Here is a 22,507-nt window from a genome sequence, read left to right on the forward strand (position 1 = left end):
TTGGCGGTTAATTGTTTTAGCCGATTAAACAAATCAACGATTAAACAGTAAGAAATGATAATATACAACGTTACCACAAACATACATGAAAGCGTTCATGATCAATGGATGATTTGGATGCAACACAAACACATTCCCGAAATTTTGGCTACTGGAAAATTCTCCTCGGCAAGAATGGTGCGGGTTTTAATTGAAGAGGAAATGGGAGGAGTGACTTATTCTGTTCAATATACTACGGACAGTAAAGAAACTTTGGAGAAATATTATCAGGAAGATGCACCGGCTTTTCGCGAAGAAGGAGTGAAATTGTTTGGAGATAAAATGCTTGCTTTTAGAACGGAATTGGAATTGATTTCGGATCATTAATAGGAATCTATTTTCGAGAAGTAACAAAAAATAAAATAATTGCTTTGCGCCTTTGTGCCTTTGCGAGAAAAAAACAAAATGGAAAAAGTAAAAGCCAAAAAACACCTCGGACAACATTTCTTGAAAGACGAAAGCATTGCAAAAGACATTGCTGACACGTTGAACTTAGAAGGATATGATGATGTATTAGAAATAGGTCCCGGAATGGGTGTTTTGACAAAGTATTTGTTGGACAAACCAATCAATACGTATGTTATAGAAATCGATACCGAATCAGTGACGTATTTAGACGAAAATTATCCGAAATTGAAGGATAAGATTATCTCTAAAGATTTTCTTAAATACAACATCAACGAAATTTTCGAAGGAAAGCAATTCGCTATAATCGGGAATTTTCCATATAATATTTCGACACAAATTGTTTTTAGAGCATTAGAATATCGCAATCAGATTCCTGAATTTGCAGGGATGTTCCAAAAAGAAGTGGCGCAACGCATTTGCGAAAAAAAGGGAACAAAAGCGTATGGAATTCTGTCGGTTTTGGTACAGGCTTTTTATGATGCCGAATATCTATTTACAGTTGATGAAAATGTATTTATTCCACCACCAAAAGTAAAATCGGGAGTGTTGCGTTTGCGCAGAAAGAAAGAGTACAGCTTGCCTTGCGGCGAAAAATTGTTTTTTACTGTGGTTAAAACGGCTTTTCAACAGCGCAGAAAGACCTTGCGGAACAGTTTAAAAACCTTAAATTTGTCCGATAGTTTAAGAGAAGATACCGTTTTTGATCTTCGACCAGAACAATTGAATGTAGAACAGTTCATAGAACTCACTCAAAAAATAGAAGCCGATGGAGTTTAAAATCAGCAAAGCACTAATCCAGGAATTAGAGCAACACATTGTTAATAAAAATGATAAGGAATTAGAATCCTTACTCAATGACATGCACCATGCTGATATTGCTGAGATTCTTGATGAGCTTGATTTTGACGAAGCAACCTACATTTTTAAAGTATTAGACAGTGAAAAAACGGCAGAGATTCTTCTTGAATTAGAAGATGATTTGCGGGAGAATATATTAAGCAGGCTTTCGCCAAAAGAGATTGCCGAAGAATTAGATGAATTAGAGACGAATGATGCTGCCGATATTATTGCTGAACTTTCGCAAGACATAAAAGCTGAAGTAATCTCTGAATTAATAGATGTTGAGCATGCCAAGGACATTGTTGACTTATTGCGCTATGATGAGGATACAGCGGGTGGAATTATGCACAAAGAGTTGGTTAAGGTCAATGAAAATTGGAACGTGCTTACTTGTGTAAAAGAAATGCGAATTCAGGCCGAAAATATCTCTCGGGTGCATTCTATTTATGTGGTGGATGATGAAGACCGATTAAAAGGACGATTATCGCTCAAGGATTTATTGACGACTTCAACCAGAACGGCGATAAGTGATGTGTACATTCGAAAACTGAATTCGGTGAATGTAGATACCGAAGATGTTGAGGTGGCGAGAATCATGCAGAAATACGATTTAGAAGCCATTCCTGTTATTGATGAATTGGGACGACTTGTAGGCCGAATCACCATTGATGATATTATAGATGTAATCAAGGACGAAGCCGATAAAGATTACCAATTGGCTGCGGGTATTACCCAAGACGTTGAAACGAATGACAGTATTTATGAGCATACCAAAGCGCGTTTGCCTTGGTTGTTGATGGGAATGCTAATTGAACTTATAGCATCTTATGTCATTAAAGGCAATGAAGCCACTTCCCAAAAATTTTACACACTAATTATTTTTATGCCTTTGCTATCGGCAACAGCAGGAAATATTGGGGTACAGGCTTCGGCAATTATTGTACAGGGTTTGGCAAATGGTACTTTGAAAGAATTTAGCCGAAGTTATTTTAGTAAAGAAATAGCAGTAGCAATGATTTCCGGGACTATAATCGCACTGTTGGTATTGGGCTATCATACGTTTATGTATGGGCAATTTCAGGTTGGAATGGCGATTTCCATATCTATTGTTGTGGTCATATTATTTGCCGCTACTTTAGGAACTTTGGTGCCACTTTTTCTGCACAAAAACAATATCGACCCCGCCATTGCAACAGGGCCTTTTATTACAACAACAAATGATGTTTTTGGAATTATGATTTACTTCGGAATTGCCAATCTCATTTTAGGATTTTAATTTAAAATAAGCATAAGAAAGTTGCCCGTAAAAGTGAACCATTAAAAACGGTACACGGATGACACAGATTAACACGGATTTTAATTCATGAAAATAATTTGTTATTAAGAATAAAACCAAAAGACAAAAAAATACAATTAACACTTTCCATATCGGCTCCCTCTCCTTTGGAGAGGGTCGGGGAGAGGAAAACCACAATCAGCATGAAAGTACATATAATTGGCGGAGGAAACTTAGGCGTAGCCATCGCAAAAGGATTATCAAAATTTTCGCAAGGAAATCAAATTACCGTAACCAGAAGAAATACAGCGAGCATTCTTTATTTAGAGCAATTAGGAGTAACTGTTTCAACAGATAACACGCATCAAATTCAAGATGCAGATATTATCATTCTTACTATAAAACCGTATCAGGTAGATACCGTTTTGGCCGAAATTCTTCCGGTGATTTCTAATAAAGTAATCGCTTCGGCAGTGAGTGGATTGTCAATAGAAAATTTACAAAATAAGATAGGCGAAGGCAATAGCGCCGTCCGAATCATGCCGAATATCGCATCACAATTTGGCGCTTCGGCAACTTGTATCGCGTTTCACGAAAAAAACAAAGAGAAAGCACAAAATACGGTGGCTCTTTTCCAAGATTTAGGAACAGCTCCCATTATAGACGAAAAATTAATGGATGCAGCAACCGTTCTTGCGGCTAGCGGAACCGCTTTTGCGTTGCGTTATATTCGTGCTTCAATGCAAGCCGGAATCGAAATAGGATTTGACTGGCAAACCGCACTGGCTATTTCTGCACAAACCGTAAAAGGCGCTGCCGAAATGATTATGGAAGAACAAATACACCCGGAACAATTAATTGACCGTGTAACCACACCGCAAGGCTGTACCATTGCGGGATTGAACGAAATGGAAATGCACGGATTCAGTTCGTCATTGATACGAGGAATCAAAACTTCTTTGAAACAAATCAAGGGATAAACGTCATTAGGGCGTGCCCCCAATAAAAAAGGGTCTTCTCAGCGTAACTGTTGAGAAGACCCTTTTTTTTGATTGAAGATTTTTGATTTTTAGATTTGAAAACCGAATAAAATCGCTAAAATGAACAATCTTAGATTCCACATAAAATCTGAAATCAAAAATCGTTAATCTTCATTCTTAAATCGATTTTCTGAAATTTTTTTTTATTTAAAAGGGGAAAGCCGTAAAGTAGTGTGTTTTGTTCTTGATAGATTTGTTAGCGAGATTATTTTGTATAAAAATGCTAGTTAGTTTTTACGTCAAACTGGCACAGTTAAAATACGTTTTATTGCAAAATTAGTTTTATGTAAGTAAAATCATTAGTTTTGGTAGAGAATGAATAAAATCTATTTATAGCGCAAAGCGAACCAAATGGAGTGTATATACCCGACTTTATAGCGCAAAGCCACAAGTTTGGCGATATTACTAAGCAGAGTCAAGAATCTAACGTAATTTATATGAACTTAAACATACTAAATAAGCCTTTAAAATGGGGATACTTATATGAGGTTGATTTGGAAATTGAAGTTGCTACTTCAGCACTATCAAAATTAAATGTTAATCAAGAAGAATCTTTAAAATCGACAAAGTTAAGTTTTAATAGTTTTGTTGAAAAAAATAAAAAAACTTTACAGTCTTTACCCGAAAATGAGCGAGCTTCATATGATTTTCATCTTCACTATATTGATGACAGAATAATTAATGATTTGCAAAGATTGCAACGCTACTCAATAGTGATAATTATTTTTTCGGTTTTTGAATCTAGATTATTAGAAGTTTGTAGAGAATTGAGAAAAGAATTTCCCCAACTTACACAACTAAATGAAATCAACCAAAAAGAAGATTTAAAAAACTCTTGGAAATATCTAACCAAAACTATTCTCTTAAATGCTACAAAATTACAACCGTTGTTTCAAAGGTTTAACCAACAAAAAATCTTAAGAAACACAGTTACGCATCACGACGGAATTTTGACAAACAAAAGTAAATTTAATATTATCAATGGTGTAAGTTTGAGTGATTTTGGGAAAAATTATATAATAGAAATTGAAGAAAACGTATACGTAGAATATTTATTGAAATATTTGAAAGAGTTTTTTAAAGAGCTTACAGAAAGAGTAGATGATAGATATAAAGAATTAAAAATAAACAAATAAACTTACAGTTTCCACTAATTAATTAAATGTGAAAGTAACGCAAAATTTAAAACAACAATTAATATGAGAAAAACACTTGTTATAATGCTAATAATATTTGGATTTACTAACTGTAAAAATGAAATAAAAAATACTGATGAAAATTTAATTAAAAAAAATCATACACCTGTTTTTTTAAGTTTAAGTCCAAGTATGTCAGATAAAGAGTTTACAAATGAAATCATTAATCTAAATGATGCTCGGAAATTAAACGAAGGTAAATTTGAAATTAAAACAGAAGAAAACTATTTTTATTTTAGTGTTGGAAAGACCAAAAACACAATACGTCTCTCTTATTCTGTTATTTCTACTATATCAGCAAAAAATATTAGTTACGAATTATCAGATAAGTATATTGAACAAGACAAAAAAACAGTACATCAATTTATTGAAATATTTGAGTCAAATTATAATGGTCAAAAATATAAATTACCAACAAATATCGATTTAACTAAATATGGTTTAAATAAAGAACACTATAATGTCTATCAAGATGCATCTAAAACAGTTTTATTTGGTTATGATATAGACGAAGTTAGATATCCAAGTCCAAGTGAACTAGAAATTGTAATTAGAAATGAAAGTTTTCTAGATGGTTTAGCGAGAGAAAGTCAGACTGAAGATCAAAGAAATAGACCTTGCTATTTTGGTTATGTAATACTTATTGATTATTATTATAATGAAGATTTTGAAAAACTTTATAAAAAAATACAATCAGATAGCATTAATAGCGTGCAAGGTGAATTAGAAAAAGGAAAGAAAGAAATTGAAAGGAAAAAAAAATTAGAGAATAATATAAGAAACAATTTAAAAGAATTATAAACAACATCGCCTAACAGCTAGGGTTTCGTTGCGTGCGTAGCACGAACAATGAAGCCCGTGTTGAACGGAACCGATTACACGTCAACAGGAGTTTGGTGAGATTGGGGTCACAGCTTCGCAAAAATGTTCCTCCTTTATACTATGTAAACGTCTGTGAATTTCCTCCCACAACAAGAATCAAATAAAGCAAGTAGCAATTTACTATAGCGTAAGTTTTCCCTGCAAATCCAACTCAAATAATTCGTACATTTCAAAAAAAACTACCATGAAAAAACTATTGCTATTAACCCTTATTTTACTTTCAATCCATACCGTAAGCGCCCAACAAGATAAACATAAACAAGTGCTGCGACATGTAGTGATGTTTGGATGGAAAGAAGGAACGGATCCCGCATATATCACTAAAGTGGTAACAGCTTTGAGTGATTTGAAACATAAAATCCCAACCATTAAATCATTTGAATGGGGAACCAATAACAGCCCTGAAAACCTGAACAATGGTTTGACACATTGCTTTATACTTACATTCAGCAGCGAAAGTGATAGAGATGCCTATCTCATTCATCCAGATCACAAAGCTTTTGTTGCGCTGTTAAATCCTGCTCCTGATAAAGTCACTGTATTTGATTATTGGGCTAATAAATAAAACTGATTTAGTTTGTAAATAGTTCAATTACAATCATAAGTTTAAAAAGGGTGTTTAGTTTTAAAGCTAAACACTCTTTTTTATTGGACAAATCAATTAAACGATGGGTTTAATCTTCATTTTTTTGATTGGGGTTTTCAAGGTATATTTCAACCAAAGAAAACCAGCTGTTCCGGCTATAAAGGAAGCAACCAAAATAGCAATTTTAGAATAGGTAATTACTTCTTCGCCGTCATTTTTAAACGCAAGCAGCGTTATAAATATGGACATGGTAAAACCAATTCCGCCGAGCATTCCTGCGCCAATAATAGTTTTCCATTGTAAATCTTTGGGCAAAACACAAATCCCCAGAGTAACGCCTAAAAAAGAGAAAAGCCAAATTCCGAGTGGTTTTCCTATCACAAGCCCTAATATGATTCCTATCGTGTTAGGATGGTTCAGTCCTTCATGCCAATTGGAATCTATCGCGATACATGTATTGGCTATAGCGAACAATGGCAAGATAAAAAAGGCTACGGGTTTGTGTAAAAAATGCTGAATTTTATAAGATGATGTTTTTTTGCCTCCATCACCAAACGGGATTACAAAAGCCAATAAAACCCCAGTTATAGTGGCATGCACTCCAGAATTAAGCATGAAATACCACATGGCAACACCGCCAATTAAATACGGGAATAAACTGTGAACCTTCATTCGATTCAGAATAAACAAAGCACCAAGAATGCCTAAGGCTATAAACAAATTCACGAAAGCGATTGTTGCCGTGTAGAATATGGCAATGACAATTATGGCGCCTAAATCGTCAATTACCGCGAGTGCAGTTAGAAATACCTTAAGCGATGTAGGGACACGATTTCCTAATAAGGATAAAATACCAATGGCAAAAGCAATGTCCGTAGCCATAGGAATCCCGGCTCCGTTTTGTGTTATAGTTCCAAAATTTAATGCTAAAAAGATTCCGGCAGGAACAAGCATACCGCCTAAAGCGCCAAAAATAGGCAACGCAGCATTCTTGATACTGGACAATTCACCATTATAAATTTCGCGTTCTAATTCTAAACCTATTAAAAGAAAAAAGATGGTCATCAGTCCGTCATTAATCCAATGTGTAATGGAATGATGCCCCAATTGGGTTTCCCAAAAAGCAATATATTCCGTTTGAAATGGAGAATTAGCAAGACAAAGAGAAAGAATGGTTACAAAGAGTAAAAGTAATCCACCGGCTTTTTCACTTTCAAAGAAGGCCTTGAATGTTTTTGTTAATTTCATTTTTTGAATTTTATTACTATTGTGTTCTTGAGATATCTCAAGAATAGAAAGAATGCTAATTTACACATTTGGGAACTATTTTTTTGTTAATTTGGGGTACCAAAACTTAGAAACTTTTTTATGGATATTAAAATCCTTCATATCGATAGCAATAATCCATTACTTTGGGATCAATTGCAAAATGCTGGTTTTATAAATCACAGTGATTTCAAATCATCCAAAGAAGAAATTGAAGCTAAAATTCAAGATTATCAGGGGATTGTTATTCGGAGTCGATTTAAAATTGATAAAACATTTTTGGATAAAGCCACTAATTTACAGTTTATAGCACGCGTAGGAGCGGGTTTAGAAAGTATTGACTGTGAGTATGCGTTGTCAAAAAACATTACACTTATAGCAGCACCCGAAGGAAACAGGAATGCTGTTGCCGAGCATACTTTAGGGATGATTTTGTCACTTTTCAATAAATTGAATGAAGCCGATAGCGAGATACGATCCGGTCACTGGAACAGGGAAAGCAACCGCGGTCATGAACTCGATGGAAAAACGGTGGGGATTATTGGTTATGGAAATATGGGAAAATCATTTGCCAAAAAACTCCGCGGTTTTGATGTAGACGTGTTGTGTTATGATATTCAGGAAAATGTTGGGGACAGTAATGCTAAGCAAGTTTCATTGGAAGAATTTCAGCAAAAAGTAGATGTAGTAAGCCTTCATATTCCGTGGACTCCTGAAACTGATAAAATGGTTGATGCTGATTTTATCAATGGGTTTGCCAAATCCTTTTGGATTATAAATACCTCTCGCGGTAAGAATATTGTCACTGCTGATTTAGTTTCAGCTATGGAATCCGGTAAAATACTTGGAGCCGGTTTAGATGTTTTGGAATATGAGAAATTGTCTTTTGAAACCCTTTTTCAAGATTTGAGCTTGTCATCTCGAGCGCAGTCGAGAGAACTCCCCGAAGCCTTCCAGTATTTGTTACAAGCCAAGAATGTAATTCTTTCTCCACATATTGCCGGTTGGACATTCGAAAGTCATGAACGATTGGCGCAAGTGATTGTAGATAAGATTAAAGCAAAATATTTTGGTCAAGCCAAAGTTAATAAGGAGGAAAAACGAGTTACGGGAATCGGTGGTTTTTTCTTTAAATCAAAGAATCCAAAAGAATTGGTAGCTTGGTACGGAAAACACTTAGGTTTAAAAACCGATGATTATGGTGCTACTTTTTGGTGGAAAGATAAAGACGGGAATGATTGTTCTACCCAATGGTCGCCGTTTGCTGACGATACTACTTATTTTGCGCCAAGCGAAAAACAATTCATGCAAAATTTCAGAGTGGATGATTTAGAAAATTTGTTGAAAAAATTATCGGAGGAAGGTGTAACAATTGTGGGTGTTATGGAGTCTTATGAGTATGGGAAATTTGGTTGGATTCTGGATGTCGAAGGAAATAAAATAGAACTATGGGAACCAATTGATAAAGTATTCCAATAATTTCATACTTTTAATCACTGAAAAACAACCTTATAACAATTAATTTATGGAAAATTCAAAACATGAAGAATGGAATAATCCACGACCAGTTTATCAAGACAATAAAAAAATAGCAGCGGGACTTCTTGCTATTCTTTTAGGACCTCTTGGAATTCATAAATTCCTTTTAGGTTATACCAATGAAGGTATTATATGGTTGGTAATTAGTTTGTGTACTTGTGGAACAGTAACAGGTGTATTAGGTTTAATTGAGGGAATTATATATTTAACAAAATCAGATGAAGAGTTTTATCAAACCTATCAGGTTGGTAAAAAAGCTTGGTTTTAAAGCATAAAAAATCCCGATTTTAAATCGGGATTTTTTATATAATCTGAAATCAATCTTCTTTATCGTTCAGTTTTCTTTCCAGTTCGGCTTGGTATTCTTCCATTACCGGTTTCATGGTGCTTTCCGGAATATCAGCAATTCTCAGGTAAATTAATCCATCAATAGCATTGTTGAATAATGGATCAACATTAAAAGCGACCAAACGGGCATTTTGCTTGATGTATTTTTTAATTAAAACAGGCAAACGAAGTACACCAGGCTCTAATTCGTCAATGATTTTGTCAAATTTATTCAAATCGGCATCTGTTTCGTTGAATACAAAATCCTTATCGGCATCCTTTAGCTTTACTTTATATTCCTTTTTGGGGTGTATGTATTGTGCAATGTAAGGATCATAATAGTGTGATTTCATAAACTCAATCATCAAGGATTTTGAAAAATCTGAGAATTGATTGCTGATACTTACCCCACCCAATAAAAATTTATGTTCAGGATAATGCAAAGTGGTATGAATAATTCCGCGCCACAACAAGAACAAAGGCATTGGTCTTTGTTGGTATTCTTTGATGATGAATGCTCTTCCCATTTCAATGGATTTGTGCATCATGTCGTGTAATTCAGGTTCAAAACGAAAAAGACTGTTTAAATAAAAACCATCTATTCCATACTTAGGATATATTTCTGCCCCTAAGCCCATTCTATAGGCGCCTGCAATCTTTTTAGTATCATCATCCCACAAAAAAAGATGGTGGTAATATTGATCGTATTTGTCTAAGTCAATCGATTCGTTAGTTCCTTCGCCTACTTCTCTAAAAGTGATTTCTCTCAATCGACCAATCTCATGAAGGATATTTGGAATCTTATTGGCTTCGGCAAAAAACACTTCGTAATTTTTACTTTGCAAAAGCCTACAATCCGTGCTTCTCAATGCATTTACTTCGGCAATCATTTTTTCTCCATTTGCAGGAGTAACGATTTGCTTTGGACTTTTTGGACTTTTTAAACTGGACGTATTTAAAAAATTATTTTCTTTTTCAAATGGATTAGCAAGCATATACGTTTTCTTTCTCAAGAACTCCGTGTACTCTTCAATGGTTTTATGTTCGTTTTGTTCATTTACCGAAATTGGTTTTCCAATACGTACTTTTATCACACGATTCTTCTGGCTAAACACTTCCGATGGTAATTTAGCGGTACGTAATGTGCCACCAATTTTTGAAAGCATATAAAAAAATCGACTGTTTTTCGCATGAAAATAAATAGGAACAACAGGAACCTGGGCTTTTCTGATGACTTTTATGGCACCTTCTTCCCACGGTTTATCAACCATTAATTTTCCGTCTTTGTAGGTAGAAACTTCTCCTGCAGGAAACATTCCTAAGGGTTTTCCGTCGCTTAAATGGCGCAAGGTTTCTTTTATTCCTACAACACTAGATTTGGCATCCTTATGGTTTTCAAAAGGATTAACTGGCATGATGTATTTCTTGAGTGGCTCAATTCGATGCAAAAGAAAATTGGCGATAATTTTGAAATTAGGTTCTTTGTCAAGCATTAATTTCAATAATAAAACACCGTCAATTCCTCCCAAAGGATGATTTGAAATCGTGATGTAAGCACCTTCTTTTGGCAAGCGTTTTAAGTCTTCTTCGGGAATTTCGAATTTTATTTGTAAATCATCCAATATTCCATTGAGGAAATCAACATCTTTCAAATGCTTGTTTCTGTCGTATACTTTGTTTAAGGTAGAAATTTTTAGCACCTTCATAAGCAACCATCCAGAAAAAGTACCCAGAACTCCATACTTATCAGCATTTATTGCTTTTGCAACTTCTTTGGCGGTAACTAAACCCATGTATTTTTTATTTTTAAGGCAAGAAACAAAGATAGCAAAAAACTCCATTTTCTCTCTTTTTCTGAACCAAACTTATACTTTTTTATTACATTTGAAACCCACAGAAAAAATAATATGTTTCTTTCGATAAAATTAAAAAGTGGGTTCCTGAAAACTTTAGGCTAACAATAATTTATCGAATCAAACTCAAAAAAATACTTTAATGAGAATTATTTCATACAACGTCAACGGAATAAGAGCCGCCATTTCAAAAGGATTTATAGACTGGTTGCAGCACGCAAACCCAGATATTATTTGTCTTCAGGAAATTAAAGCTACGGAAGACCAAATCCCGGTAGATGATATTACAAAAGCCGGCTATCCATATCAATATTATTATTCTGCAACCAAAAAAGGGTATAGTGGTGTGGCCATTTTATCGAAAATAAAGCCTAACAATGTCGTTCATGGAACCGGAATTCACCACATGGATTTTGAAGGAAGAAACCTTCGGGCTGATTTTGATGGATTTTCTGTGATGAGTTTGTACTTACCATCGGGGACAAATATTGAGCGATTAGACCATAAATTTATGTTCATGGATGATTTTCAGACTTACATTGACGAACTCAAAAAAGAAACACCAAACCTGATTATCTGCGGGGATTACAACATTTGTCACGAAGCAATCGACATTCATGATCCCATCAGAAACAAAACCGTTTCCGGGTTTTTACCGCAAGAAAGAGCTTGGCTCGACGGATTCATGAAGTCCGGATTTGTGGATAGTTTTCGCCATTTCAACAGTGAACCACACCAATATTCGTGGTGGAGTTACCGCGCCGGAGCAAGAGGAAACAACAAGGGTTGGCGCATCGATTACAATTTAGTTAGCGACACCTTAAAACATAAATTAAAAAGAGCCGTTATTTTATCAGATGCCGTGCATTCAGACCATTGCCCTGTTTTGGTAGAAATTGAGTAATCATCCTGAGCGGAGTCGAAGGAGGAGCTATTTCCCGCTATCCGTTGCAAATGAAATTCACTTAACACCGAAATAAAATATTAACTTGGTGAAGTAATCTTTTTATCAGCCGAAAAGGCCGATAAAAAGGATTTTCACTTTTATCGGGGCTAGGGCATCCGAATATAATTTGATTTTTTGCTTTCAAAACAACTATAGAAACAACATAAATACTAACAAAATGATTAAAAGAGTTTCCATCGGATTACTAGTTTTGGCACTTTCAACTTCATGTGTATCCAAGAAAATATACAATGATTTGGAAAGCAAGTACACCGATTCCAAAAAAGAAAATAGAAGATTAACAGATGAGAATGAAGATCTTTTAAAGGCTAAAAATCAATTAGAACTAGACCGAAGCGCTTTAACATCAGATTTAAGTAAATCAAAATCGGAACTGGAAAAATTAAAAGCCGATTACGCTGCAGCTCAAAATAAATTCAAAGTGTTGCAGGATTCCTACGCTGCTTTAGAAAAAAATAGCAGTGACGCTTTGCAAAACAACATGAAGAAAAATCGTGATTTGCTGGATCAATTAGATGAAAAAGGGAAAGCGTTAGCATTAGAACAAGAACGTTTAAACAAAAGCGCACAGCGTTTAGATGAGTTGGAATCTTTGATTGCTGCCAAAGAAGCCAGCATGAAAAAACTAAAAGAAACATTGTCTAAAGCCTTGAATAGCTTTGAAGGAAAAGGGTTGACCGTTCAACAAAAAAATGGAAAAGTATATGTTTCCATGGAAAACAAACTACTTTTCAATTCTGGAAGCTGGGCAGTTGGTTCCGAAGGTAAAAAGGCAGTTGTAGAGTTAGGAAAAGTTTTGGGTGATAACCCGGAGATTTCGGTTCTTATTGAAGGACATACAGATGACGATGCTTTTACAGCTTCAGGCCCAATTGTAGACAACTGGGATTTATCGACTAAAAGAGCCACCGCAATTGTTGCTATTTTGAGTGAAAACAAGAAAATCAATAAGGAAAACCTAACCGCTGCAGGTAGAGGAGAATTTTCTCCTTTGGCAAGCAATTCAACTGCTGAAGGAAAAGCAAAAAATCGCAGAATCGAAATTATTTTGACACCAAGATTAGACGAGATTTCTAAAATGTTGAATGAGATAAATTAAGGTTAAACATCTAGTGTTATAAGTTTTACCATTAAGGAATTAAGAAAATTAAGTACTGATAAGCGTTGATTCTTAATGGTTTGAAAAAAGAACCTTTTTTAACCGCTAATTCGCTAATTTTATCTTTCGATTGAAGGCTTTTAATTTGCGAATTAGCGGTTATATTTTTTTTACATCCTGTAAACGTTTCTCAATTTTCTGTTAACAGCAAATCTTAACGACAAACTAATTTTATCTTTGTTTTTGAAAAATTAAAATACAATTCCCTTAATTATGAAATATACTACTTTACCGAATACCGATATAAAAGTCAGCAAAATTTGCCTTGGAACTATGACTTTTGGACAACAAAATACAGAAGCTGATGGTCATGCCCAAATGGATTATGCTCTTGAAAAAGGAATTAATTTTTTTGATACTGCCGAGATGTATTCTGTTCCAGCGCGTCAGGAAACCTACGGAAGTACGGAGAAAATTCTTGGAACCTGGTTCAAAAAATCAGGAAAAAGAGAAGAAGTAGTTTTGGCATCCAAAATTGCGGGACCAAATCCTAATTTCACATACATGCGTGAGAAAAATGATTTTTCTCCTGCCAGTATTAAGTTTGCATTAGACCAAAGTTTACAACGCTTACAAACCGATTATCTTGATGTGTATCAATTGCATTGGCCGGAACGCAAAACTAATTATTTTGGACAACGCGGTTTCAAAGTGCAAGATGATGCTTGGGAAGATAACATTCACAATGTTCTAGAAACCTTAGACGGTTTTGTTAAAGAAGGAAAAATCAAGCATATTGGACTTTCTAATGAAACGCCTTGGGGAATTATGCGTTTTCTGGAAGAAAGTAAATACCATAATTTACCAAAAATAAAAACGATTCAAAATCCGTATTCGTTACTAAACAGACTTTTTGAAGCAGGTTCCGCTGAAATTTGTTTGAGAGAAAATGTGGGGTTATTGGCGTATTCTCCAATGGCTTTTGGCGTTTTGTCCGGTAAATTTCTAACTGGCGAAAGTCTTCCAAACGCGAGAATCAATTTATTTCCACAATTTTCAAGATATAATAGCGAACAATGTTATGAAGCTACTCGATTGTACCAGGAAATCGCCAAGAAAAACGGATTGACCTTGACCGAATTGTCTTTGGCATTCATAGAGCAACAGCCGTTTGTAACCAGCACGATTATTGGCGCCACTACAATGGAACAATTAAAGGAAAACATCGATACAATTCATGTTTCCCTTTCTGATGAAATCTTAAAAGCAATTGACGAAGTTCAGGCTGTAATTCCTGATCCGGCACCGTAAATAATAAACCGTTTTTGTGTCATTCCGACGAAGGAGGAATCCCATTACGTGAGATTCCTTTTTCGTCGGAATGACATTTTTTTCCAATTATTAAAGATCAAATTCTTCATCAACTGCCAAAGAATCGATTTTTATTTGTGTGGTATCTTGAGCTTTTATTCTTAGAAAAGATTTTGCAGGCCCTGAAATTAGGATAGGCTGTGTTTTGTAAATGGTGTCGTCAGGACTCAAAAGCCCTCTTCTAAACATGATATTAGTTAAAAAGGATTCTTGTTTCATGGCGAAATCTTTCAGCATTCCTTGGTCATTGAACTGGTACATGAATTTTCTTGGACTTGGAATAATTCGGGCAAGATAAAGACATTCATTTAAGTTCAATTCTGAAGGACTCTTCTGGAAATAAAACCGACTCGCTTCGCCAATTCCATATACATTTGGACCCCATTCGATAATATTAAAATACACTTCCAGCATGCGTTCCTTGCTTACGATTCTGTTGTTTTCCAGAATATAAACCAGTAAAATTTCTTCCAGTTTGCGCGATACTGTTTTTTCTCGAGTAAGAAAAACATTTTTTATCAACTGCATGCTGATGGTACTGGCACCGCGGGAAAATTTTTTGGTTTTTATATTTTTTACGATAGATTGTTTGAATGCCTCGCTGATGAAACCATGATGCGAAAAGAACGAAGGGTCTTCGGTGGTTAAAACACATTTTCTTAAATAAGGGGAAATTTGGTCTAAAGGTGTATAATTAGGATTCGCTAAACCAACAAGCACAGGTCGTTGCAATACATTTTTTATAAGCGCTCGATAAATAAATTCTCCATTGAGTTTGTTCAGATTGGCTTCGCCGTATTTTGTGATTTTTAGATTTTCTTTATTCAATTTACTGTCAAAAACCAGTTGATTGGGTTTGTTTTTATTGAACATGAAATTCAAGTTGTAGTCAAAATTCCCTTCGGCTTCCATTCCTTGAAAATGGGTAAATAAACCATCAGGAAGCGAAGATATAAAGTCCTGAGCTTTCATTTTTGGGATGGCTACTTTGAGCTTGTAGATGGTATCCTCCTCCGTTTCATAAGCTACGTAGGGATGGAATTTCACTTTATTGAATTGAACTGTCGAGGTACTGTCTATTGAAATGAAATCAGAACCCAATAAGAATCGGTAATCAAATTTAGCATTCTTGATAATAACATCTTTACTGGCAATTTTTGGATGATTTACTTTTAAATTAGTAATAGCCATAAAACCATCAATATGAAGTTCGTCGCCGTCCTTATCGATGTTTTCAATGTTCAACCGTATGGATTCAAAGCTCGATTTCAAATTGAAACGTTCGTCAAAATAAGGAACTTTAATGGCGCCGGTGTCAATATTTACGAACCGAATATCGGCTTTTTTATTTCTTGGATCGGCAAATCCTTTAATTTTCCAACGCTGTGTAAAGGTATTGGTTTGGACTTTTATCGAAGTTTCAAGTTGCTTATTAACCAATCGCAATTTTTGTAAATTAATCATCGCTTTTTTTCCATTGTCATCCAGTCGAAACGAAAGATTGTCTAAAACCATATCGGTTGGAACTAAATTCAGTGCTTTCGAGATGATTCTGTAGGCAAATTGTGCGTAATCTCTTTTTTCGTTTCCTATTTCTGTTTGTTTGTCTTTTTTTAGAAAAGCATCAAAATTTCTCACTTTTCCTTTCTTTACGAGCTGTACAAAACCATTCTTGATTTCTAAAGTTCCCAGTTGCACATTGCCTACTAATAATTGCCATATATTGACACTCGTTTTCAGTTTTTGTATTTTAAAAAGAGTGTCGGCATTTTTCGGCGCTAATACTACATCGGAAAGATTTACACCTGAGATTCCATCAAAAGAAGCTTTTTTTACTGAAAAAGTACTGTTGTAATCGACTTCCATTTCATTAGAAACCTTAGCAATGGTTTGCTGTAAAACCGCATCACGAAAGATGTAAAAAGCAACAATTAGAGCTATAAATACTACACAAAGTATTTTTGCCGCTAGAATTATTTTTTGTTTTCCGGTTTTCATAAACAGTTTTGTATTTGATAAAAATTCTAAAATAGATAATACTTAGAATCTCGCTTATAAAGAAAAGGAAAATAATACAAAAGGAAAATTTTTTATGGTTTTCTTTAGAATTTTGAGGTGCAAAAACGATTTGTTTTTTTTAAAGCATAAAAAAACTACAACCTAAAAAGTATTGTAGTTTCTAAATTTGTTTTAGGGTACTTAAATTAGCTTTTCGGCTTTGGTTCTTTGTATTCAAATGGGTTATAGAATCGTCTGACTTTTTCCACAATTTCATTTAAGGTCATTTTATCGGCTGTTTCCACTGATTTTAGTTTTCCGGGTTCAATTAAATTTTCATCCATTAATTTTTGTTCCAGTTTTGTTTTGGTTTGTGCTGGACCAAAAACAATAAGTTCATCCGATTTTTTAACATAAGACAACACTGATTTTATAAAATAATCCAGTTCTTGTTTTTTTCGGTCATCAAATTTTTTGTCGCTGTCGCCATGATGACTTCCCGAAAAAGTCCCTTTATTGCCTTCTTTGTTGTGATAAACGCTGTTTTCAACATCAGAATCTATTTCGGTAATTTTTTCTGTATCACCATCAAGAGCAACAATTATTGCTTTTGAGGAGTCTATCCAAATGCCAGTTTGCTTTTTCATGTCTTTGATTTTTTATGTTAAAGTAGATTGTTTTAAAACAGCTTTGTTTTGATTCAAAAAAGATTTAATTGCAATTATTGTATCAGAATAGCGCTTAGCTGACTTATGAAAACATGTTCTGATCTGTTTTTTTCTAAAAAAGAATTTGCAATGGCATTTGCAGTTTTTAGAATCAAGGTGATAACCTCAGGGGTAAACAAATGTTCATGCTCTTTTCTGAAAATTTTAAAGTCAGGAATCACTTGTTCAGTGTCCCATTTATTGGCTGTAAGCCAGTCAAAAACAATTTCGATTTCATAGGCTGTGTCGTCTCCAAATTCATTAAAAGTGTTTTCAAACGGAAGCCATTCTGTTTTTACAATTTCTTTGAGCTGTGTAATTTCCTCTTTACGAATAGTTTTATCTATGGCCGCAATACAATAAAACACTTTTCCTAAGTGTTCATAGAGGTGAGTCATAGTTTGGTGTGATGGTTTCATTTTTCAATCTTTAGATAAAAAAACAACACATAAATTTACAACAAAATAATGAATCTCATTCCTGATTTTTAATTTTTTATTAAGCGATATTTTATTTTATAAAGCACAACCATTTGATTTTCAGATGAAAATAATTGATTATTGGATTTGTTAACTTGAGACGACTTTAGGTGTTTTTTAATAAGGCACTTCTTAAGATGTAGTGAAATTAAAACAAAAAGAGGATGTCGTTTTTAATGACATCCTCTTTTTTGCGAAAGCAGTAAAATTATTTTTTCGAATATTCTTTTTCTAAAAATAAGTAGCGTGCTTCATTTTCGGCTTTTTTTGATTTTGAATTTACATCAATGACCATAATTTCCGGATTTTGTTCATTTTTTGCCATTGGCCAAACCGGAAGTTTATCACCGTTTGGATTTCCTGTTTTAATGAAGTTGGCAAAAAAGTTCATCATTGTATCCGAAACTTTATAATCATCGTCAGTCCAAGCATAATTTTTATTAGATGCTAAATTCCCCATTGCATATTCTATTTCTGCAGAGTGAACCGCTCCTTTTGGTATAGGTGCTTTTGGTGTGTTTTTGTCTTTTTTAATAACGCCTCCTGCAAGAGCTGCTTCAAGTTCATTGTCGCGCATTTCGGGTCTTGGATGAGTGTAATAATAGCGATATACAGGTTGTGTGCTGTTTTTTCGATGCAAATCAAACCATTTCCAAGTGCTGTATGCGATAAAACGGTCTCCAGCCAAATCTGTGGCAGATTGCTCTGTTACGTCAGGAGTTCCAGCAGGATATAATTTCAATACTTCATCCGCTTTGTTGCCATATAATTCTTTTACTTTTTGGATATAACTTTCATTGTCTAAGTCTTTTCCCATTGTTAAAGCGCGATAAGTCATTTCCTCTGAATTCCATCCCAATAATAAAGGAACCATAGCTTGTTGTTTGGCTTCAAAAATTTCCGGTAACGATTTTGGTAAAAAATAGCCGTCAATGGTTGTTTTAAAAACACCTAAACTTGTTCCAACTGATTTTTGATACAGCTCAAAAGTGGACATAGCGCGAAGGTCTTTTAAGGATGAAGCGCCAATTTTTTTGGCAAATTCGAGACCTATTTTTTCACCTTCAACTAAAGGAACTGGAGATAATGTAGGGAAAATAGAACCGCCGCTTTCACCAATAGCTCCTGCGATAAGTCCTTTTGATAATGGGGAAGCCATTTGAGCGCTCACGGCAATTGAGCCAGCCGATTCTCCTGCAATAGTGACGCGTTTTGGGTCACCTCCAAATTTTGAAATATTGGCCTGCACCCACTTTAAGGCAGCATTTTGATCTAATAATCCGTAGTTTCCTGAAGCGTGATTGGGAGATTCTTTGGTCAGTTCCGGGTGGGAGAAAAATCCCCAAATCCCTAATCTATAGTTTACGGTTAACGTTACTATTCCTTTTTTGGCCATGTTTTCGCCATCATAACGATTTTCGGAACCATCGCCAGCGGCAAAACCACCCCCGTAGAAATAAACTAAAACAGGAAGTTTTTCATTGGCAGATTTAGCAGGGGACCAAACATTAAGATATAAGCAATCTTCGCTCGTCCCGTCACTTCTAAAACCCATATCGCCAAATACATTGGACTGGATTGCTCTTGGTCCAAATTTTTTCGTTTGTTTTACACCCGTCCAATTTGTTAAAGCTTGAGGAGCTTTCCATCGTAAATTACCCACTGATGGCTGTGCAAAAGGGATTCCTTTGAAACTTTGAATATTTGTTTTTACATCAAATTCACCTTCTATAATTCCGTTTGCAGTGGTTATCTGAACAGGGAAAGCATTTTGATTTTCGGCATGTTGCGCTTTGGAAATGAAGGGGATTGCCAATAGCATCAACCCAATGTATTTTATTTTTAGATTCATAATTTATGTGTTTTATCGTGTAATGTTATTTGTTTCCTAGAAGCATAAATAGTTACAGGTAAAAATCAAATAACATACTCATTTAACTTATTTCCTGAATTCTGTTATAAAAAGGATGTTTATTCAGCGTTATGCAACTGATTATGAAATGCTTTAGTCAGACTTTTTTAAGGAGATAAATAGAATCTTATCCAAATAATTCACTTGCGATGTCTTCAATTTTGGCTACCAATCGAATTTTGATTCCTGTATTTTTCAACGCAATTTTGTTGTATTTGGATACAAAAATGGTTGAAAAACCTAATTTTTCCGCTTCCTGAATGCGCTGGTCCACGCGGTTTACCGGACGTATTTCACCGGAAAGCCCCACCTCACCGGCAAAACAAAAATCTTTATTTACCGGAATGTCTTCATTCGAGGATAAAATGGCTGCCACAACGGCTAAGTCTATCGCCGGATCATCTACAGAAATTCCTCCGGTTACGTTGAGGAAAACATCTTTGGCGCCAAGCCTGAAACCAGCTCTTTTCTCTAAAACGGCCAGAATCATATTCAGTCTTTTGGCGTTATAACCTGTTGTGCTGCGTTGTGGTGTTCCGTAAACTGCGGTGCTTACCAAGGATTGAATCTCGATCATAAGCGGGCGCATTCCTTCCAATGTCGATGCAATTGCGGTTCCGGATAATTCTTCGTCTTTGTGCGAAATTAATATCTCCGACGGATTCGAAACTTCTCGCAAACCGTTGCCTAACATTTCATAAATACCAATTTCGGCAGTGGAACCAAAACGGTTTTTTAGCGAACGCAAAATACGATACACGTGATTTCTGTCGCCTTCAAATTGCAAAACGGTGTCAACCATGTGTTCCAAGATTTTTGGTCCGGCGATGTTTCCGTCTTTGGTAATATGACCAATAAGAATCACTGGAATATTGGTCTCTTTGGCAAATTTTATCAGTTCGGCAGTGGTTTCCCGTATTTGAGAAATACTTCCTGGAGTCGATTCAATATAATCCGTATGAAGTGTTTGAATGGAATCGATAATCACGATTTCAGGCTGTATGGCTTCAATTTGTTTGAAGATATTTTGAGTTTTGGTTTCGGTAAGAATATAGCAATTGTCTCCGCTTGGCGTGATTCTTTCGGCACGCATTTTTATTTGTTTCTGGCTTTCTTCGCCCGAAACATACAAGGTTTTATAAGGTAGTTTTAAGGATATTTGAAGTAAAAGCGTACTTTTTCCTATGCCGGGTTCACCGCCTAAAAGGATCAGAGAACCGGGAACTATTCCGCCGCCAAGTACACGATTGAGTTCGCCATCAGTAGTATCCATGCGGATTTCCTGAGTGGAATCAATTTCGTTTATTTTTAGTGGTTTTGGTGCTTTATTGCTGGAAGCGGGTTCGCTTTTCCAAGCTACTTTTTCTTGTTTTTGAATGATTTCTTCGGCTATAGTATTCCATTCTTTACAGGAATTGCATTGTCCTTGCCATTTGGCATATTGGGCTCCGCAGTTCTGACAAAAAAAAGTAGTTTTTACTTTTGACATTATTTTTTTGGTGTTAGACTTTTCATGTCATCATATTTTTGGTACATCATATCCTTGGTCAAAGATCCAATTTCTTCTAATTGTGAAGCTGACTGATATAATTTTGCTGCTTTTTTAGCATCACCCATTTTTTCATACATAAGCCCCAATTCATAATTGGCAAGCATGGATTTTGGGTAATTTTTCTTGGCAATATCAGAGAGTTTATCTAATTCTTGATAGGCCTTGTTTTTTAGAATTGCCGCTTCAATTGCTTTGAAATCATTGATTCGAATAGGAATTTTTAAGCCTAAATTTTTTGACATAACATCATATTTATTCGTCAAATAATCTACATAACCGGATTGAAGTATAGCAATTTTATCGGCGTATTCAGTTGATGAAATTGGTTTGTAGGAGTCGAAAAATTGATACAAAGCATTTGGTATTGAGTAAAGTACGAGTGAATAATGCGACGCCCCTTTGAAATTATCAAATTTGTAATTGACTAAAGGATTTGTAACCAGCTTCATATTTTGGTCGAGGCTTTTTATAGGCTCCTGAAGTTGTTTTACGTCGCCATCTCCTGTGGATTGGTAATAGAAAATAGCTTGTTTTGTATTGGAAATTTTTTCTGGAATACGGTTTTCCATTTCAGGAGCCAGTTCTGGACTTAAAGAAATATAGGCGTTAAATAATGGTGCGTCTTTGTACAGAAAAAAGTTTAAAAAACCTGCCGTGGTATCATGTCCCGCAATAATTCGGAAAGGTGCGGTACGGTATTTTTTTTCGAGATACGGGAGTAATTCACCTCCGATAAATTCAAAAAAATCAGCTCCTTTTCCGGAAGGAACTCCATCTGCAGCATCATAATTACTGTCGTCTACTCGTTCGTCTTTTTTATTTTGGTTGATACCAACAACTATTGTTTCCGGCAAATCATCCCAATAGGCACCATAGTTCAAAGCACCATAAAAGGGGTCAAACAAGTAGTCACCATCAAGTAAAATGAGTATTGGATATCTTTTGTTTTGATTTTTCTCATAGGATGGCGGTAATCCAATCGTAATTTCCCGGCTTCCTAATTTGTTTGAATCGAATGGAAGTGTTGTTTTTTGAGAAAATACTGAAATAGAAAAGAGTAAAAAGAGTAGTACTTGTTTCATGATTTGGGTGTTTTAGAAATTAAATTTATTCTAAATGGAGTAGCAATATACTACTTTTATTAAAATAGAAATAGCAAAAAACACTACA

The 22,507-nt window shown here is 35.1% G+C and carries 20 protein-coding genes and 1 pseudogene; 13 read left to right on the plus strand and 8 right to left on the minus strand.

What is annotated here, in order from left to right; translation table 11 throughout:
• Positions 1-54: 54 nt before the first annotated feature.
• From ACM55H_RS01980 to ACM55H_RS02010, 7 genes are all read left to right on the plus strand, one after another.
• Positions 55-366 carry a DUF4286 family protein gene (locus tag ACM55H_RS01980; protein WP_416834912.1) on the plus strand — a complete coding sequence of 104 codons (312 nt, stop codon included), beginning with the start codon at positions 55-57 and terminating at the stop codon, positions 364-366.
• A gap of 78 nt (positions 367-444) precedes the next feature.
• The gene (gene rsmA, locus ACM55H_RS01985) at positions 445-1,224 is read left to right on the plus strand and encodes a 16S rRNA (adenine(1518)-N(6)/adenine(1519)-N(6))-dimethyltransferase RsmA (RefSeq protein ID WP_416834913.1); all 780 of its coding nucleotides are present in this window, start codon (positions 445-447) and stop codon (positions 1,222-1,224) included.
• Entirely contained in the window at positions 1,214-2,563 is a 1,350-nt protein-coding gene (gene mgtE / locus ACM55H_RS01990) for a magnesium transporter (RefSeq protein WP_416834914.1), read from the plus strand. Before rsmA ends, mgtE begins: the two co-directional genes overlap by 11 nt.
• Before the next feature lie 203 nt (positions 2,564-2,766).
• Positions 2,767-3,543 (plus strand): pyrroline-5-carboxylate reductase, encoded by a 777-nt coding sequence (proC, locus tag ACM55H_RS01995; protein ID WP_416834915.1) that lies wholly within the window; start codon positions 2,767-2,769, stop codon positions 3,541-3,543.
• Positions 3,544-4,040: 497 nt separating this feature from the next.
• A complete protein-coding gene (locus tag ACM55H_RS02000; protein ID WP_416834916.1) occupies positions 4,041-4,739 on the plus strand; it encodes a hypothetical protein in 699 nt (232 codons plus the stop codon).
• 63 nt (positions 4,740-4,802) lie between these two features.
• Complete coding sequence (locus tag ACM55H_RS02005; RefSeq protein WP_416834917.1) at positions 4,803-5,600, plus strand: hypothetical protein; 798 nt, start codon at positions 4,803-4,805, stop codon at positions 5,598-5,600.
• A gap of 265 nt (positions 5,601-5,865) precedes the next feature.
• Positions 5,866-6,246, plus strand: coding sequence for a Dabb family protein (locus ACM55H_RS02010; protein WP_416834918.1), 381 nt, complete (start codon positions 5,866-5,868; stop codon positions 6,244-6,246).
• Between the two features lie 96 nt (positions 6,247-6,342).
• Here the strand turns inward: ACM55H_RS02010 and nhaA are convergent, their stop codons facing one another.
• On the minus strand, positions 6,343-7,515 hold the full coding sequence (gene nhaA, locus ACM55H_RS02015; RefSeq protein ID WP_416834919.1) for a Na+/H+ antiporter NhaA: 1,173 nt from the start codon (positions 7,513-7,515) through the stop codon (positions 6,343-6,345).
• Between the two features lie 120 nt (positions 7,516-7,635).
• Here nhaA and ACM55H_RS02020 point away from each other — a divergent pair.
• The 3 genes and pseudogenes from ACM55H_RS02020 to ACM55H_RS02030 all read left to right on the plus strand — a co-directional run.
• A pseudogene (locus tag ACM55H_RS02020) lies at positions 7,636-8,601 on the plus strand (2-hydroxyacid dehydrogenase); the annotation flags it as partial.
• Positions 8,602-8,646: 45 nt separating this feature from the next.
• On the plus strand, positions 8,647-9,012 hold the full coding sequence (locus tag ACM55H_RS02025; RefSeq protein WP_416835093.1) for a VOC family protein: 366 nt from the start codon (positions 8,647-8,649) through the stop codon (positions 9,010-9,012).
• 46 nt (positions 9,013-9,058) lie between these two features.
• A complete protein-coding gene (locus ACM55H_RS02030) occupies positions 9,059-9,340 on the plus strand; it encodes a TM2 domain-containing protein (protein ID WP_039108240.1) in 282 nt (93 codons plus the stop codon).
• 49 nt (positions 9,341-9,389) lie between these two features.
• On the opposite strand, the gene ACM55H_RS02035 is transcribed toward ACM55H_RS02030, so the two are convergent.
• The gene (locus tag ACM55H_RS02035) at positions 9,390-11,192 is read right to left on the minus strand and encodes a GNAT family N-acyltransferase (protein ID WP_039108239.1); all 1,803 of its coding nucleotides are present in this window, start codon (positions 11,190-11,192) and stop codon (positions 9,390-9,392) included.
• Between the two features lie 202 nt (positions 11,193-11,394).
• Between ACM55H_RS02035 and ACM55H_RS02040 the strand changes: the two genes are divergently transcribed.
• From ACM55H_RS02040 to ACM55H_RS02050, 3 genes are all read left to right on the plus strand, one after another.
• Entirely contained in the window at positions 11,395-12,156 is a 762-nt protein-coding gene (locus ACM55H_RS02040) for an exodeoxyribonuclease III (protein WP_416834920.1), read from the plus strand.
• A 220-nt stretch (positions 12,157-12,376) separates the two neighbouring features.
• Positions 12,377-13,318, plus strand: coding sequence for an OmpA/MotB family protein (locus ACM55H_RS02045; protein ID WP_416834921.1), 942 nt, complete (start codon positions 12,377-12,379; stop codon positions 13,316-13,318).
• A 273-nt stretch (positions 13,319-13,591) separates the two neighbouring features.
• Positions 13,592-14,629 (plus strand): NADP(H)-dependent aldo-keto reductase, encoded by a 1,038-nt coding sequence (locus tag ACM55H_RS02050; RefSeq protein ID WP_416834922.1) that lies wholly within the window; start codon positions 13,592-13,594, stop codon positions 14,627-14,629.
• Between the two features lie 90 nt (positions 14,630-14,719).
• Here the strand turns inward: ACM55H_RS02050 and ACM55H_RS02055 are convergent, their stop codons facing one another.
• The 6 genes from ACM55H_RS02055 to ACM55H_RS02080 all read right to left on the minus strand — a co-directional run bounded on the left by ACM55H_RS02055 (position 14,720) and on the right by ACM55H_RS02080 (position 22,419).
• The gene (locus ACM55H_RS02055) at positions 14,720-16,687 is read right to left on the minus strand and encodes a transglycosylase domain-containing protein (protein WP_416834923.1); all 1,968 of its coding nucleotides are present in this window, start codon (positions 16,685-16,687) and stop codon (positions 14,720-14,722) included.
• A 206-nt stretch (positions 16,688-16,893) separates the two neighbouring features.
• Positions 16,894-17,334, minus strand: a complete 441-nt coding sequence (locus tag ACM55H_RS02060) for a hypothetical protein (protein ID WP_416834924.1) — start codon at positions 17,332-17,334, stop codon at positions 16,894-16,896.
• A 74-nt stretch (positions 17,335-17,408) separates the two neighbouring features.
• Entirely contained in the window at positions 17,409-17,813 is a 405-nt protein-coding gene (locus tag ACM55H_RS02065) for a hypothetical protein (RefSeq protein WP_416834925.1), read from the minus strand.
• A gap of 268 nt (positions 17,814-18,081) precedes the next feature.
• Positions 18,082-19,725, minus strand: coding sequence for a carboxylesterase/lipase family protein (locus ACM55H_RS02070; protein WP_416834926.1), 1,644 nt, complete (start codon positions 19,723-19,725; stop codon positions 18,082-18,084).
• Positions 19,726-19,912: 187 nt separating this feature from the next.
• Entirely contained in the window at positions 19,913-21,274 is a 1,362-nt protein-coding gene (gene radA / locus ACM55H_RS02075) for a DNA repair protein RadA (RefSeq protein WP_416834927.1), read from the minus strand.
• Positions 21,274-22,419: an alpha/beta hydrolase gene (locus tag ACM55H_RS02080; RefSeq protein WP_416834928.1), complete on the minus strand. Its 1,146-nt coding sequence runs from the start codon at positions 22,417-22,419 to the stop codon at positions 21,274-21,276. The genes radA and ACM55H_RS02080 overlap by 1 nt, the downstream gene beginning before the upstream one ends.
• Positions 22,420-22,507: the final 88 nt, after the last annotated feature.

It is taken from the genome of Flavobacterium cryoconiti (assembly GCF_048158645.1).
In the GTDB taxonomy this organism is placed as follows: domain Bacteria; phylum Bacteroidota; class Bacteroidia; order Flavobacteriales; family Flavobacteriaceae; genus Flavobacterium; species Flavobacterium cryoconiti.